The organism is Patiriisocius sp. 208BN25-11, from assembly GCF_058147145.1.
The window spans coordinates 584226-599418 of sequence record NZ_JBYVJY010000001.1 but is presented as its reverse complement, the minus strand read 5'-3'; the positions used below and the strand labels follow the sequence as shown (position 1 = coordinate 599418).

Here is a 15193-nt window from a genome sequence, read left to right as displayed (position 1 = left end):
GCAACAGCCTAAACTATTAAGTTGTTATGCGTATTTTAACCTATTTTGAACAACAATTAATTTTAACTTAACGTAAAACTATTATGAAAAAAGTGTTACTCCTCGCTGTGCTATTTCTTGCAACAGCAGTAACCTATGCCGGTGGGTATAGGGTGAGTCTTCAAGGAAATAAATCCTTGGCAATGGGTCATACAGGTGTTGCTGTGGTAAACAGCAGTGAACTTGCATTTTTTAATCCAGCTGGATTAGTGTACCTAGAAAATAAATTAAGTGTATCTGTTGGTGCACATGGTGTGTTTGCTGATGTAGCATACCAAAATAACGCAACTGGAGAGAGTGCTGTTACAGATAGCGGTGTAGGAACCCCTTTCTACGCATACATCTCTTACCAAGCAACAGACTGGTTAGCGCTTGGTCTAGCAGTATACACCCCTTATGGAAGTGGTGTAACGTATGAAGATGATTGGGCAGGATCTCACTTGGTTAACAATATTGATTTACAAGCCATTTTTATTCAGCCAACAATTTCTTTGAAATTAGCAGATGTATTTAGTATTGGTGGTGGACCTATCTATGCTACGGGATCTGTAAACTTTAACCGTAACTTAAATAGAACCTTATCTGATCTTAATGGAAACAGATCTGAAGTAACGTTAGATCAATCTGGTATTAGTAACTGGGGTTGGACTGCAAGTTGGATGTTAAAACCTGTAAAAGGAGTAACCATTGGAATGAACTACCGTTCTAAAATTATCTTAAGTGCTGAAGATGGTGATGCTACATTTGAGAATGTACCAAATTCTCCAGCAGTTCCTTTTTCAGATACAACATTTGATGCAGAATTACCATTACCTGCAGAGTGGACTACAGGGATTTCTTATGAAACAGGAAAATTCTTATTTGCTTTTGACTACAACAGACAGTTTTGGAGTGAGTACGAGTCTTTAGATATTGATTTTGCAAATGATCAAATTCCAGATTCTCAAAACGCACGTAACTACGAAAACTCTTCTACATATAGATTTGGTTTACAGTACAAGGCAACAAACGCATTTACATTGAGAGCAGGATACTACTTTGATGAGTCTCCAGTACAAGCTGGATATTTTGCGCCGGAGACACCTCGTAACGATAGTAACGGATATACAGCTGGTTTAACATTTAATGTTGGAAGTCGTTTTGAAATCGATGCTTCTTTCTTATACCTAAACTTCAAAGAGGTTGATGCTTCTTACGATTTCTACTTTGAAAATGGACAAGCAGCTCCTTTTGAAGGAACTTACAAATCAAGTGCATTTGTACCTGGTCTAGGTATCACGTACAAACTATAATCTTTAAAAAGCTACAATAAGATGAAAAATACTATAAAATTTATGATTGGTGCACTTGCCATTGGATTGGTAAGTTGTGAGCCAGAATTCGAAAACTCTGTGAATGATGAAGGGTTTTACGATGCAGGAGATGCAAACTTCTCAAACTATGTTGCTGTTGGTAACTCCCTAACTGCTGGATATGCAGATGGAGCATTATACATAACAGGACAAGAAAATTCGTACCCAAATATCATGGCACAACAATTTGATTTTGTTGGTGGAGGTGATTTTACGCAGCCATTAATGAGTGATAATTTAGGTGGATTGTTATTAGGAGGTCAACCGCTTCCAGGATTTGGAAATAGATTGGTATTATCTTTTGACGAAATGGGGAACCCAGCACCTACAGTGCTAGAAGGTACTCCTACAACAGATGTTTCTACAAGCGCAACAGGACCTTTCAATAATATGGGGGTTCCTGGAGCAAAAAGTTACCATTTAGTAGCACCTGGATATGGTAATGCTGGCGGTATTTTAGATGGACTAGCAAACCCTTACTATGCAAGATTTGCAACAAGTGGTTCTTCTACTGTGATTGAAGATGCTGCTTCTTTAGCGCCAACATTTTTTAGTCTTTGGATTGGAAATAATGATATCTTAGGATATGCTACCTCTGGTGGTTCTGGTGTAGATCAATCAGGGAATTTTGACCCTAGTACTTATGCTGGAAATGATATTACAGACCCTCTAGTGTTTGCAAATGCGTATAGCGCTCAAGTAGAAGCGTTAACTGCAGGTGGTGCTCAAGGTGTTTTAGTAAATCTTCCAGATGTAACATCAATTCCATATTTTACAACGGTACCATTACAAGCAATTCCATTAGATGCGCAAACAGCTGGTGCTGTAAATGCTCAGTTTGCTCAGTATAACAATCAAATTTTACCAGGCTTAGTTCAATTTGGAGTACTAACTCAGGAAGAGGCAGACAGCAGAGTAATTAACTTTGTGGCAGGATTGAACTACCCAATAATAATGGACGATGATTTAACAGATGTTAGTGGAGTGCTTCAAGGACCTCCTGCTAACTTACCTGCAGAATTGGCAAATTTACTAGGACAATTACGCCAGGCGAATGATAACGATTTAATCGTTTTACCAGCATCTAGTGTTTTAGGAACAGTTCCAGACCCATCTAACCCATTAGGTGTTGTTGGGGTTTCGATTCCATTAGCAGACCAGTTTGTGTTGACAGCTGCAGAGCAAGCGCGTGTTAGTGCTGCTGCACAAGCATTTAATGCAACGATTCAAGCATTAGCGATAGAGAATGATCTTGGTTTAGTAGATGCAAGAGGTGCCTTAGCACAAGTTGCAGCTACTGGAGCTAGTTTTGATGGTGGTACAATTACTTCTGCTTATGTTACTGGTGGTGCTTTCTCTCTAGATGGAGTTCATCCAACACCAAGAGGTTATGCGTTTACTGCAAACCTAATTATTGACGTAATTAACAGAAAGTACAATGCTACCGTTCCAAAAGTAAATATTGGAAACTACGGTACAGTTACATTACATAATAATATGCCAAATTAAAAGCATATTCAACCTTATTTGCAAGCCCAGATATCCTTATATCTGGGCTTTTTTAATGAAAATCTATGAAGAGAAAACTAGTGTTAGTGTTTTTGCTATTGTTGACAATTTCGATAACAGCACAACGCGTAAAAACCAAAAGTGGAGATATATCTGTATTGGCAGGTGAAAAGGAATTATCGGTGACCTTTGATTATACAGATATGCAAGTGCATGGTTTCGATTCTGAAGAAGCTTTTTTGCAAGCCAAGATGGAGATTCGTGAACGAACTGAATACAAAGATACCCCAGAACAATTTAGAGGTTCTTGGTTTGCTGATAGGGATACAGTATATGAGCCTACTTTTATAGAATATATTAACGATAAGCTTCCAAAGAAAAGATAGCTTAATGTGGAAGAAAATAACCCGAAGGCTAGCTATAATCTTCATGTAAAAACACTTTGGACATATCCAGGCTACAATGTTGGATTTTCGAAGCCATCCAAAATTGAGGTGGCGCTTACGTTGCATGAAGTTGGAAACCCAGATACTATTTTTTGGGAATCAATATCTCCTCTAAGAATTGAGGCAGATGTAGCTCCTTATAAAAGAGAATGGAGAATTGCTGCTGCTTACGCTAGATTAAGTATGAACATTTCTTGGTTTTTGAAAAGAAAGGCAAAGTAGTTAAAGTAAAAAAAAGACTTCCTAATCGTTAGGAAACCTTTTTGATGTATAAAATTTCCGAAGAAAAACTAAGCAGTTGCTTTCGCTTCGCGTTCCATATCAGTAATATGAGCTACTGTTTTTACAAGTCTGTTGTGGTTTTTTACAAAAGGGTTTGTTTTGTCCCAAACATATCCTGCTAATACAGCACAAATTTGTTTTTTAATATCTTCATTGTCTTGGTAGTGGAAGAAAATCTTTTGTAGATTTCCAGTATACCATTCTTTAACGTAGGTAGAGAATACGTCTACGCCACTTAAAATATGTTCAGAGTATTCTTGCTCCCAATTTACTTTTTCGCCCGCTAATTGCCTTGTGGCAAGCTTGGCTGATAATAATCCAGATTCGGTGGCAAAGGTAACACCACTAGAAAATACAGGGTCTAGGAATTCGGCACTGTTTCCAGTTAAGGCAAATCCGTTTCCATATAGTTGTTTTACAGATTTTGATACGTTTTTAATCATAATAGGATCAAAATCATAGTCAATACCTTCAAATCTATCGTTGTAATATTCAGATAGTTTCATCATGTTTTGCAACTTCTCGGTATTGGTTTCTCCTTCAAATTCTTCTATAAATTCTGAAGGACCCACATATCCTAAGCTACATTTTCCATTAGAAAATGGGATGACCCATAACCAGACTTCTGTACTAACGACATCAAATGTGATCGTAGTTCCTTCTATGCCCTCAGGTCTTTTTAAATCGTCAACATGCGTAAATATTGAAGAATGTTTTGGACGTTGCGCTGGTTTATCAAGGTCTAATAATCTTGGTAAAACCCTTCCATGTCCACTAGAGTCAATAATGAACTTTGCATGTACTTGAGATGTGTTTCCATGATTGTCTTCAATGGTGGTGATAGAAGATCCATCTTCGTTAAAAGAAACATCTACAACAGCATGCTCGAAGGTAATGTCTACACCACGTTTGATAAGTTCTTGTGCAAGGGTGTTGTCAAAATCTGCACGGGGTACTTGCCAAGTCCAGTCCCAACCTTCGGTGTGTTTTACACCAAAATCAAATTCACAGGTTTCTTCTCCACGTATAAAACGAGCACCGTATTTTTTCTCAAAATTTTGTTCCAACAAACAATCTAACAGCCCCACTTCTTCAAAGTGCTCCATGCATTTTGGAAGTAAACTTTCTCCTACGACAAACCTTGGAAATTTGCTTTTTTCTATTACTTTTACATTTAGTCCTTGGTTATGTAAATACGAAGATGCCACAGACCCAGAAGGCCCAGCACCAATGATTAATACGTCTACAGTTTCATCCCTCCTCATTGTTTCTGTTATATTTAAATTTGATTAAATTTGTTCTTTCAAAAATAACGATATAATTTTTGAAAAATAAAAGAACTAACTAAAAAAAGAAATTTTAGATTTCATGCTAACAATAAAAGGAGAATTAGGAGTAGGAGAATTTTACGATGTTATTTTTAATAATGAAAAAATCGAACTTCACGAAGATGTACTGAACACTGTCCAAAAAAGTTTTGATTTTCTTCTGAAATTTTCAGAAAACAAAGTTATTTATGGTGTAAACACGGGCTTTGGCCCCATGGCACAATACAAGATTAAAGATTCTGAAAGAATTGCGCTACAATACAATTTAATTCGAAGTCATGCTTCAGGAACAGGAAATCCAATTGCACCAAAGTATGTAAGAGCGGCTATGTTGGCTAGATTAAATACCTTGGCTCTTGGTAACTCTGGGGTACACCCTTCAGTTATAAAACTAATGACACAGCTCATCAACAAAGAGATTGTCCCATTAATATATGAGCATGGAGGCGTAGGTGCTAGTGGTGATTTAGTGCAACTAGCGCACTTGGCATTAGTACTTATTGGAGAAGGAGAAGTGTTTTATAAAGGGGAGCGCTTGGCTACAAAGGATGTCTTCAAGGCAGAAGGATTAGAACCCATCAAAGTAGCACTAAGAGAAGGTCTTGGCTTAATGAATGGAACTTCTGTGATGACTGGAATAGGGATTGTAAATACAATGTATACAAGAAGACTTTTGGATTGGATGATTAAATGCTCTTCAGCAATTAATGAGATTGTAGAAGCCTATGATGATCATTTGTCACAAGAGATTAATCAAACCAAAAAACACATAGGACAAAGAGCAATTGCTAAGGCAATGAGAGAACACCTAAGTGATAGTACCCTTACAAGGAAAAGAGAACATCATTTATACAAAGGGAATAACGAAGTAAAAGTCTTTGAGGAGAAAGTACAAGAATACTACTCTTTACGATGTGTACCACAAATTTTAGGTCCGGTATACGATACGCTTAACATGGTGGAGAAAATCATGATAGAAGAAGTAAATTCTGCGAATGATAATCCAATCGTAAATGTAGAAAAGGAGCATGTGTATCACGGCGGAAATTTTCATGGCGACTATGTGTCTCTTGAAATGGATAAGTTGAAAATTGTGGTGACTAAAATGACGATGCTAGCCGAAAGACAGTTAAATTACTTACTGAATTCAAAGTTGAATGATATTTTGCCTCCTTTCGTAAATTTAGGTGAATTAGGATTGAACTTTGGAATGCAGGGTGTGCAGTTTACGGCCACGTCTACCACCGCAGAAAACCAAACCTTATCAAACCCAATGTATGTGCATAGTATTCCTAATAACAACGATAACCAAGATGTTGTAAGCATGGGAACCAATGCGGCGTTGATGACTAAGAAGGTTATCGAGAATGGTTTTGAGGTAATGGGAATTCATATCATCACTATCGTGCAAGCCATAGAATATTTAGGTGTTAAAGACAAGGTATCTTCTAAGACAAAAGAGATGTACGATCAAATTCGTGCTATTGTTCCTGCATTTAAAGAAGATGTAGTAATGTATCCCTATGTTAACGCTGTGAAAGATTTTATCATTAATAAAGAAAGTTAAACAACCTAAATACACTCTATTATGAAAAAAGTACTATGTTCTTTACTAGCTATTTTATTTGTATCAACAGCTATTTTTGCTCAAGAATTGGCCTTGGTAAGAGATAATGATCAATTTGGATATATTGACAAGTCAGGCGCATTTGTTATTAACCCTCAATTTCCAAAAGCTAAATCTTTTTCAGATGGGCTAGCGCCGGCCATGAAAAGGAAGCAATGGGGATTTATAGACAAAACAGGTGCTTGGGTAATAGAGCCTGAGTATGATAAAGTAAAGCCTTTTAATGCTGGCTATGCTTTAGTGTTAGCAGATAAGCATTGGAATTATATTGACAAGCAAGGAAATGTACTGCAAACTCCAGTGACAGAGAAATACTACGATTTCAATGAATATGGTGTAGCATTTTATACGAAAGAAAAAAAGGTGGGACTCATCAATACAAAAGGAGAAGTGGTTTTAGAGCCTTTTTACAATGAGATTAAAACTTTTGTAAATGGATACGCTAGAGTAAGGATTGAAGACAAGTGGGGTATGATAGATACTTCAGGAAAAGAATTTATTCCTGTAGACTATAATGAAATGGGTAACTACAGAGCTCAAGGGGTTCGAGTTAGAAGAGGAGACTCTTTTGGGATCTTAGAAAATGGAGAATTAAATATTATTTCTGGAGCAGATAAAGTTTGGGATTTTCCAGCGAATGGAAAACTTACGTATGCCAGAAAAGAAAAGAGAATTGGTTTTGTAGATTCAAAAGGAACATGGGTAGTACCACCAAAGTATCTCAAGGCAAAATCTTTTAATGATGGATTGGCTCCAGTGATGAGTGAAGAAGAAGAGAAGTGGGGGTATATCAATGAACAAGGAGAGGTGAAGATTCCTTTCCAGTTTAGAGATGCCGAAGTTTTCGGAGATAATAATCTTGCTCCAATTAAAGAGAAAAAGCTTTGGGGCTTTATCGATAAAACAGGTAAAATGATCATTCCTGCAGAGTACGGTATTTCTGCTGGAGGAAAATTTGGATTTATCTTTAAAAACAATGTTGTTGGCTTTAATAATGGCTTGGCACGTGTTAAGAAAGAAAAACAATGGGCATTTATCGATACTAAAGGAAATCCACTTGGAGGAAAATGGTATCAAAATGTTGAGGTATTTTCTAAATAAGTAGGACTAAAAAATGGCAGATAAAAAAGAGAAAATGAAATTCGCATTAGTTACTGGTGGTTCTAGAGGAATAGGGCGTGCTGTTTGCAAGCAATTGGCCATAGATAGTGACTATCATATATTGATTAATTATAATAGCAACAAAGCCGCTGCAGAAGAAACGCTAAAAGAAGTAAACGAAGCAGGTGCCGAAGGAACCATTATGCAGTTTAATGTGGGGGATGCAGCGAGTGTGAAACAGGCGCTTGATTCATGGCACGAGGCAAATGAAAATGCAATTGTTGAGGTCATTGTAAATAATGCAGGAATTACCAAAGATGGCATGTTTATGTGGATGCAACCCGAAGATTGGAATAGCGTCATAAACACAAGTCTTAATGGATTCTTTAATGTAACCAACCACTTAATCCAAAAAATGCTTGTAAATCGATATGGACGTATCGTGAATATGGTATCTGTTTCTGGATTAAAAGGAAACCCTGGACAAACCAATTATTCTGCAGCCAAAGGCGCTGTAATAGCTGCAACGAAAGCTCTGGCACAAGAAGTTGCAAAAAGGAAAATTACAGTCAATGCTGTTGCTCCGGGTTTTATTAAAAGTGATATGACAGCAAATCTTGATGAAAAAGAACTAAAGAGAATGATTCCTGCCAATAGGTTTGGGGAAGCAGAAGAAGTAGCGCATGCGGTTTCATTTTTAGTCTCAAAAAAAGCTTCGTATATTACAGGAGAAGTCATCAATATTAACGGAGGAATTTATTCATAACTATGAGGAGAGTTGTAATTTCTGGTATGGGTGTGTACTCTTGCATTGGGAAAAATGTAGAAGAGGTAAAGGAGTCATTGTATAATGGCACCTCAGGAATTGTATACGATAAGAGTAGGGAAGAATTTGGCTATAGATCTTGTTATACAGGAAAGGTAGAGGACCCTAATCTAAAAAAATTATTGACTAGAAGACAACGTGTAAGCATGGGCCAAGAAGCAATGTATGCCTATGTTTCTACGTTAGAAGCTTTAAAAAATGCAGGCGTTGATCAAGACTACTTAGATGCAAATGAAGTAGGGATTCTCTTCGGAAATGATAGTACCGCAAAATCTGTGATCGAATCCATAGATATTGTGCGTGTAAAAAAGGATACTACATTGGTAGGTTCAGGTTCTATTTTTAAAGCCATGAATTCTACAGTTACCATGAATTTATCAACGATCTTTAAACTAAGAGGCGTTAACTTCTCCATAAGTGCGGCTTGTGCAAGTGGATCTCACTCTATTGGAGTTGGGTATCACCTAATAAAAAGTGGTTTACAAGAAATGGTGATATGTGGGGGTGCACAAGAAGTGAATATGCTTGCAGTTGCTAGTTTTGATGGCTTAGGCGTTTTTGCAACCGAAGCGGCAGATCCAACCAAAGCATCTAGACCTTTCGATAAAGATAGAAATGGCTTAATACCTAGCGGTGGTGCAGCGACACTCATTGTTGAAAGTTACGAATCGGCCATAAAGCGAGGAGCCCCAATTTTAGGTGAAATTGTTGGGTACGGATTTTCATCAAATGGAGATCATATCTCTACACCTAATGTGGAAGGACCTTCTGTTGCCATGAAAAAAGCCTTAAATCAGGCAAATATGGACCCAAGTGTTGTAGATTATGTGAATGCTCATGCTACATCAACTCCTGTAGGTGATGCTAATGAGGCCAAAGCAATTTTTGAAGTATTTGGAGAAAATGGTCCCTTGGTAAGTTCAACCAAGTCTATGACAGGTCATGAATGTTGGATGGCTGGAGCAAGTGAAGTGGTCTATTCTATGTTAATGATGCAGCATTCATTTGTAGCACCTAACATTAATTTGAATGAACCAGATGAAGATTCTAAAAAGTTAAATCTTGTAAAGGAAACTGTAGATAAAAAAATAGATGTATTTTTGTCAAATTCTTTTGGATTTGGTGGAACAAATTCAGCATTAGTTATTAAAAAAATAGATTAATACCAAGTTATGAATAAAGAAGAAATTGTTGAAAAAATCAACTACTTTCTTGTAGACGAGTTTGAAGTAGAAGAAGAGGACATTGCCCCAGATGCCGACTTAAAAGAAACCCTTGAGTTGGATAGCTTGGATTTTGTTGATTTGGTGGTAGCTGTTGAATCAAATTTTGGGGTAAAACTTGTCGGTGAAGATTTTCAAGGCGTTGTGAAATTGCAAGATTTCTATGATCTTATCGAGAAAAAAGTAAGTTAAAAAAGAACTTTTATATGGGTTCAGATTGGGAAGGTAAATCTAAGGGGTCGGTTTTAGGTTATCGCATATTTGTTTTTCTAATTAAAACATTTGGAGTTACAGCAGCATATTCCTTATTGTTTTTTGTTGTTTTCTACTATTGCATTTTTGCGCCTTCTAACACAAAATCAATTTTTTATTATTTCCGAAGAAGATTACACTACTCTTGGTTTAAGAGTGTAGTACATGTCTATAAAAGTTACTTTACTTTTGGACAAACTATTATTGATAAAGTTGCTATATCCTCGGGTCTAGAAAATTCTTTTGAGTACCATTTTGATGGACGTGAATATATTAAAAACACCTACGACAAAGGAAAAGGAGCTGTACTTATAAGTGCACATGTAGGTAACTTTGAAATATCTGAATACTTCTTTGCAGAATTAGACTCTGAGGTTACCGTGAGTTTATTAGTCTCGAATAGTGAGCATCAGGAAATTCAGGATTATTTAGAGAAGTATACACGCAATTCAAGAACTAATTTTATTGTTTTAAAAGAAGATTTTTCGCATGTATTTGAAATTAATGCTGCTTTAGCAAGAAATGAAATTGTATGCATTACGGGTGACCGTTATGTGCAAAATACCAAATACATGGAAGAAGCATTATTTGGAGCTCCCGCAAGATTTCCTGCAGGGCCTTATCAGCTTGCTTCAAGATTGAAAGTTCCTGTATTATTTGTGTATGTTATGAAAGGTGAAAAGAAAGCCTATAACTTATATGCGCGAGATGCTGAAGTAAAGCATAGAGATGCGCAAGGGTTGTTAAAACAATACACCCAAAGCCTAGAATGGATTTTAGGGATGTACCCTAAACAATGGTTTAACTATTTCGACTTTTGGAATACTAATAACAAACAATGAAAGAAGTACTGGTAGTTCATTATTCGCAAACAGGGCAGTTAAACGATATTGTAGATAATATTGTATCACCCATGGATACTGATACAATAAACCTAACCTACCATGAAATAAAACCAGTTGCTCCTTATCCGTTTCCTTGGGGAAGGATCGCTTTCTTTGATACATTTCCAGAGTCTTTTTTGCAAATACCATGCGAATTGCAACCCGTATCTCAAGAGGTGTTATCAAAGAAATACGACCTTGTAATTTTAGGTTATCAAGTTTGGTTTTTAACTCCCTCTATTCCAGTCACTTCTTTTCTGAAATCTCCTGAAGCCAAGCAATTGCTAGCAAATACCCCTGTGGTTACGGTTATTGGAGCTAGAAATATGTGGATTATGGCGCAAGAGAAGATGAAAAAACTATTGCTTGACTGTCAGGCAAATCTTGTAGGGAATATTGCATTGGTAGATAAGGCTCCTAATAATATTAGCGTTATTACTATCGAGTATTGGTTGTTAGGGGGTAAAAAAGATAGAAAATGGGGTGTTTTTCCAAAACCTGGTATTTCAGATAACGACATTAAAGATGCTGCTAGGTTTGCAAAACCAATTCAAAATTCTATACTTGATAACAACTTCAATGAGCTGCAAGATTCTTTGTTAGAATTGGATGCTGTGCATGTAAATCCTTATCTAGTTGCTACCGATAAACGAGGGAATGTAATATTCTCTAAATGGGCCAACATGCTTATTAAAAGAGGAGGCCCTAATACACCTAAAAGACAGAAGCTACTGCCTTATTTTAATTATTACATGATATTTGCAATTTGGGTTATTGCTCCTATAGTTTTTATTGTATTTTTGCTTACTTATCTCCCATTGTATGGGAAAATTAAACAAGAAAAGAAATACTACGCTTCTGTAGCTACAAAGTAAGATTGATGAAAGACGTTTACATTACTAAGATAAGTAAGTTTTTGCCGAATACCCCTGTTGATAATGCGACTATGGAGTCACGTTTAGGTATTATAAATGGCAAAGCTTCTAGAGCAAAAAGCATTGTATTACGTAATAATAAAATCGAACAACGTTTCTATGCTCTAGATGCAGAAGGAAACCCTACACACACCAACGCACAATTAGCCAAAGAAGCTGTAGTGCAATTATTCGATAAAGATTTTACTGCAAAAGATATTGAGTTACTCTCATTTGGTACCGGTAGTGCAGACCAAACACTTCCTTCTCATGCAGCTATGGTACATGGTGAGTTAGAAGGTAGTAATATGGAGATTAATTCTCCAACGGGTGCATGTTGTAGTGGTATGAATGCATTGAAGTATGGCTTTATGGCCCTGAAAAGTGGAGATGTTGAGAATGCAGTTTGTGGTGCTTCCGAACGTGTATCTGGATGGCTTCGTGGTGATATTTATGAAGATGAAGTAGAGCACTTAAAAACACTGGAAGAAAACCCAATGTTGGCTTTTAACAAAGATTTTTTACGTTGGATGCTAAGCGATGGAGCTGGAGCTGCATTATTAGAGAACACTCCAACTGGTGATGTGAACTTAAAAATAGAATGGATGGATGGTTATTCATTCGCAAACGAGTTAGATGCTTGTATGTTTTCTGGTTCCGATAAGAATGAAGATGGTACCTTAACCTCTTGGAATGAAATTCCTCTTGATGAATGGACACAAAAATCTGTTTTTGCTCTAAAACAAGATACTAGAATCTTAGGAGATAATATCTTAGTGAAAGGCGTAGAGAGTATGGTGCGAAGTATGAAAAAGCACAATGTTTCTGTAGATGATATAGATTATTATTTACCGCATATATCATCCTATTATTTTAAAGAGCGTTTGTATAATGAAATGAAAAGTAGAGACGTCGAAATTTCATGGGATAAGTGGTTTATGAATCTCAATAAAGTGGGTAACGTTGGATCTGTCTCTATTTATTTGATGTTAGAAGAATTAATGAGCAGCGGAAAGCTTAAAAAGGGTCAAAAAATTTGGCTCATTATACCAGAGAGTGCACGTTTCTCTTACTTTAATGCACTATTAACTGTTTGCTAATGCCTATGGTTTTTGAAAAAATAACAGACAAAACCAAAATTGAAGGTTTGATTCCTCAAAAAAAACCTTTTGTGATGGTAGATGCATTACTTTCTTTTACTCCCGAAACTATTACCGCAGGTTTAACAATTGCCGAAGACAATCTTTTTACTCATAATGGCGTTTTTAGAGAACCAGGTATTATAGAACACATGGCACAAAGTGTTGCATTACACACTGGCTATGATTTTTTCTTAAAACAAGAACCAGCTCCTACGGGATATATTGGAGCCATTAAAAAAATTAGTATTGAAAAACTTCCAAAAATTCAAGATACTTTAGAAACTACTGTGACTATTGTTCAGGAATTTATGGGGATTACACTTGTAGAAATACAGACCTATTGTAATGGAGAACTCATTTCAACTGGAGAAATGAAAACTGCTTTAGCTTAACTTTTTATGAAAGATAACCTACATGAGCTTGATGTACATAATTTTTTACCTCATAGGCCGCCTATGCTTATGGTGGATGAATTGTTAACATTGACAAGAGATACGGTGTCTTCTAGTTTTATAGTTGATAAGGATTGTCCTTTTGTGGATGCTTCTGGAAACTTATCTGAAAGCGGACTTATTGAAAACAATGCACAAACCTGTTCTTCTATCGTTGGGCAAAAATTCTTTGCCGAAGACGACCTTGAGGGGACTAGCGCTAAAGTATTAGGGTTTATTAGTGTGATTAAAAAGGCAACAATTTATGCAGTCCCTAAAATTTCAGATACTATAATTACAAAAGCCTCTTTGCTAAGTAGACTAAATACAGGTAAATTTATTATGTGTACCATGCAAACAAGTACTTTTAACAATGAAGAATTAATCGTAGATTGTACGATGAATTTAATCATTCAAGAAGTTTGAGAAAAAAAGAAGTACCACAAGACGAAAGTAGCCTTGCTAAAGTAAACTCTAAAGAGTTATGCTACGCTGTTGATGAAAATGGCGAATACACCACTGCTTTAAGTTCTGGATGGGATCCCAAAAAAATTGCACTTGATAATGCTATCGAAGAAATAACAAAACGTATCGATGCTGCAAAACAAAAAGTGCTTGCCGGTAAAACGAGTCCGATAGAATACTACATGGAAGTATGTAAAATGGACCTTCCTATTCTTGCAAGTTATGTAGGTACTTGGCAATGGCGTGTGAAAAGACATTTTAAACCTTCGGTGTTTAAAAAACTATCTCAAAAGCAACTCAAGAAATATGCTGAGGTTTTTGATATTTCTTTAGATCAACTACAAAATATCTCACAATAACTATGGAAATTGATTTTACGCACAACCAATCTGCACATTGTGAGAATGGAGTGGTTTCAAACTTAATGAAACACAATGGTTTTGATATTAGCGAACCTATGGTGTTTGGAATTGGCTCTGGGCTACTGTTTTGCTACATTCCTTTTTTGAAAGTGAATTATGCGCCTGTAGTAACCTATCGTGCCATGCCTGGGTTTATATTCAATCGTTTTGCAAAACGCGTGGGTGTAAAAGTGAAGCGTGAAAAATTTAAAGATCCTGCAAAGGCTAAAGCTAGATTGGATGAAAATCTTGCCAATAACAATCCTGTAGGCTTACAAGTTGGCGTATATAATCTTACCTATTTCCCAGATGAGTATCGTTTTCATTTCAATGCCCATAATTTAGTGGTGTATGGAAAAAAAGAGGATACCTACCTTATTAGCGATCCTGTAATGGAGCATGTTACAACGCTCACTAGTAAGGAGCTTGAACGTGTACGTTTTGCTAAGGGAGCATTGCCGCCAAAAGGACACATCTACTACCCAATAACATTTCCGAAGACATTCGAATTAGAAAAGGCGATTACCAAAGGAATCAAACATACCTGTAGAGAAATGTTGGCTCCAGTTCCTATAGTGGGGTGGAAAGGCATTCGAACCGTGGCAAAATTAATACGCAAGTGGCCCACAAAGAACGGTGCCAAAAAAGCCAATCACTACTTAGGACAAATTGTACGTATGCAGGAAGAGATTGGAACTGGTGGTGGAGGTTTTAGATATATTTATGGTGCCTTTTTGCAAGAAGCAGGAAAGTTAATGGGGAATGATGAACTGATGAACTTATCAAAAGAAATGACAGCTATTGGAGATGAATGGCGGGACTTTGCCCTAGAAGCTTCAAGAATTTACAGAAATAGAAGTACGAGCACAGCCACCGATAAATATGATGCTGTAGCCACGCAATTAGAGAACATCGCCTACAAAGAAAGAGATTTCTTTAGAAAATTGAAGAAAGCTATTTAAAGATCATCA

General features: G+C 36.6%; 17 protein-coding genes. 16 read left to right on the top strand and 1 reads right to left on the bottom strand.

From position 1 onward, the window contains the following. Nucleotides 1–83 precede the first annotated feature (83 nt). From ACY2RS_RS02765 to ACY2RS_RS02750, 4 genes are all read left to right on the top strand, one after another. Nucleotides 84–1331, top strand: coding sequence for an OmpP1/FadL family transporter (locus tag ACY2RS_RS02765; RefSeq protein ID WP_490097070.1), 1248 nt, complete (start codon nt 84–86; stop codon nt 1329–1331). A 21-nt stretch (nt 1332–1352) separates the two neighbouring features. Continuing rightward, on the top strand, nt 1353–2900 hold the full coding sequence (locus ACY2RS_RS02760) for an SGNH/GDSL hydrolase family protein (protein ID WP_490097069.1): 1548 nt from the start codon (nt 1353–1355) through the stop codon (nt 2898–2900). Between the two features lie 65 nt (nt 2901–2965). Beyond that, a complete protein-coding gene (locus ACY2RS_RS02755) occupies nt 2966–3286 on the top strand; it encodes a hypothetical protein (RefSeq protein WP_490097068.1) in 321 nt (106 codons plus the stop codon). A 6-nt stretch (nt 3287–3292) separates the two neighbouring features. Next, nucleotides 3293–3568: a hypothetical protein gene (locus tag ACY2RS_RS02750; RefSeq protein WP_490097067.1), complete on the top strand. Its 276-nt coding sequence runs from the start codon at nt 3293–3295 to the stop codon at nt 3566–3568. 68 nt (nt 3569–3636) lie between these two features. Here ACY2RS_RS02750 and ACY2RS_RS02745 read toward each other — a convergent pair whose 3' ends face one another. Then, nucleotides 3637–4893 (bottom strand): NAD(P)/FAD-dependent oxidoreductase, encoded by a 1257-nt coding sequence (locus ACY2RS_RS02745; RefSeq protein WP_490097066.1) that lies wholly within the window; start codon nt 4891–4893, stop codon nt 3637–3639. A gap of 103 nt (nt 4894–4996) precedes the next feature. Here ACY2RS_RS02745 and flxA point away from each other — a divergent pair, with 103 nt between their 5' ends. The 12 genes from flxA to darH are packed head-to-tail and all read left to right on the top strand — an operon-like array spanning nt 4997 to nt 15184. After that, nucleotides 4997–6523 (top strand): flexirubin biosynthesis tyrosine ammonia-lyase FlxA, encoded by a 1527-nt coding sequence (flxA, locus tag ACY2RS_RS02740; protein ID WP_490097065.1) that lies wholly within the window; start codon nt 4997–4999, stop codon nt 6521–6523. 21 nt (nt 6524–6544) lie between these two features. Continuing rightward, nucleotides 6545–7684 (top strand): WG repeat-containing protein, encoded by a 1140-nt coding sequence (locus ACY2RS_RS02735; RefSeq protein ID WP_490097064.1) that lies wholly within the window; start codon nt 6545–6547, stop codon nt 7682–7684. Nucleotides 7685–7718: 34 nt separating this feature from the next. After that, nucleotides 7719–8450, top strand: coding sequence for a flexirubin biosynthesis SDR family reductase FlxB (gene flxB / locus ACY2RS_RS02730; RefSeq protein WP_490097094.1), 732 nt, complete (start codon nt 7719–7721; stop codon nt 8448–8450). Nucleotides 8451–8452: 2 nt separating this feature from the next. Beyond that, nucleotides 8453–9673 (top strand): beta-ketoacyl-[acyl-carrier-protein] synthase family protein, encoded by a 1221-nt coding sequence (locus ACY2RS_RS02725; protein ID WP_490097063.1) that lies wholly within the window; start codon nt 8453–8455, stop codon nt 9671–9673. A gap of 9 nt (nt 9674–9682) precedes the next feature. Then, nucleotides 9683–9925 carry an acyl carrier protein gene (locus tag ACY2RS_RS02720; RefSeq protein ID WP_490097062.1) on the top strand — a complete coding sequence of 81 codons (243 nt, stop codon included), beginning with the start codon at nt 9683–9685 and terminating at the stop codon, nt 9923–9925. A gap of 14 nt (nt 9926–9939) precedes the next feature. Then, entirely contained in the window at nt 9940–10827 is an 888-nt protein-coding gene (locus ACY2RS_RS02715; protein ID WP_490097061.1) for a lysophospholipid acyltransferase family protein, read from the top strand. Then, nucleotides 10824–11744, top strand: coding sequence for a dialkylresorcinol condensing enzyme DarA (locus tag ACY2RS_RS02710; protein ID WP_490097060.1), 921 nt, complete (start codon nt 10824–10826; stop codon nt 11742–11744). Before ACY2RS_RS02715 ends, ACY2RS_RS02710 begins: the two co-directional genes overlap by 4 nt. Before the next feature lie 5 nt (nt 11745–11749). Beyond that, entirely contained in the window at nt 11750–12883 is a 1134-nt protein-coding gene (gene darB, locus ACY2RS_RS02705) for a dialkylresorcinol biosynthesis protein DarB (protein ID WP_490097059.1), read from the top strand. A 5-nt stretch (nt 12884–12888) separates the two neighbouring features. Beyond that, nucleotides 12889–13317 carry a hotdog family protein gene (locus ACY2RS_RS02700; RefSeq protein ID WP_490097058.1) on the top strand — a complete coding sequence of 143 codons (429 nt, stop codon included), beginning with the start codon at nt 12889–12891 and terminating at the stop codon, nt 13315–13317. 6 nt (nt 13318–13323) lie between these two features. After that, the gene (locus tag ACY2RS_RS02695; protein WP_490097057.1) at nt 13324–13782 is read left to right on the top strand and encodes a hotdog family protein; all 459 of its coding nucleotides are present in this window, start codon (nt 13324–13326) and stop codon (nt 13780–13782) included. Next, entirely contained in the window at nt 13779–14180 is a 402-nt protein-coding gene (gene DarG, locus ACY2RS_RS02690; RefSeq protein WP_490097056.1) for a flexirubin biosynthesis protein DarG, read from the top strand. Before ACY2RS_RS02695 ends, DarG begins: the two co-directional genes overlap by 4 nt. Nucleotides 14181–14182: 2 nt before the next feature. Next, on the top strand, nt 14183–15184 hold the full coding sequence (gene darH / locus ACY2RS_RS02685; protein WP_490097055.1) for a BtrH-related acyltransferase DarH: 1002 nt from the start codon (nt 14183–14185) through the stop codon (nt 15182–15184). Nucleotides 15185–15193 lie beyond the last annotated feature (9 nt).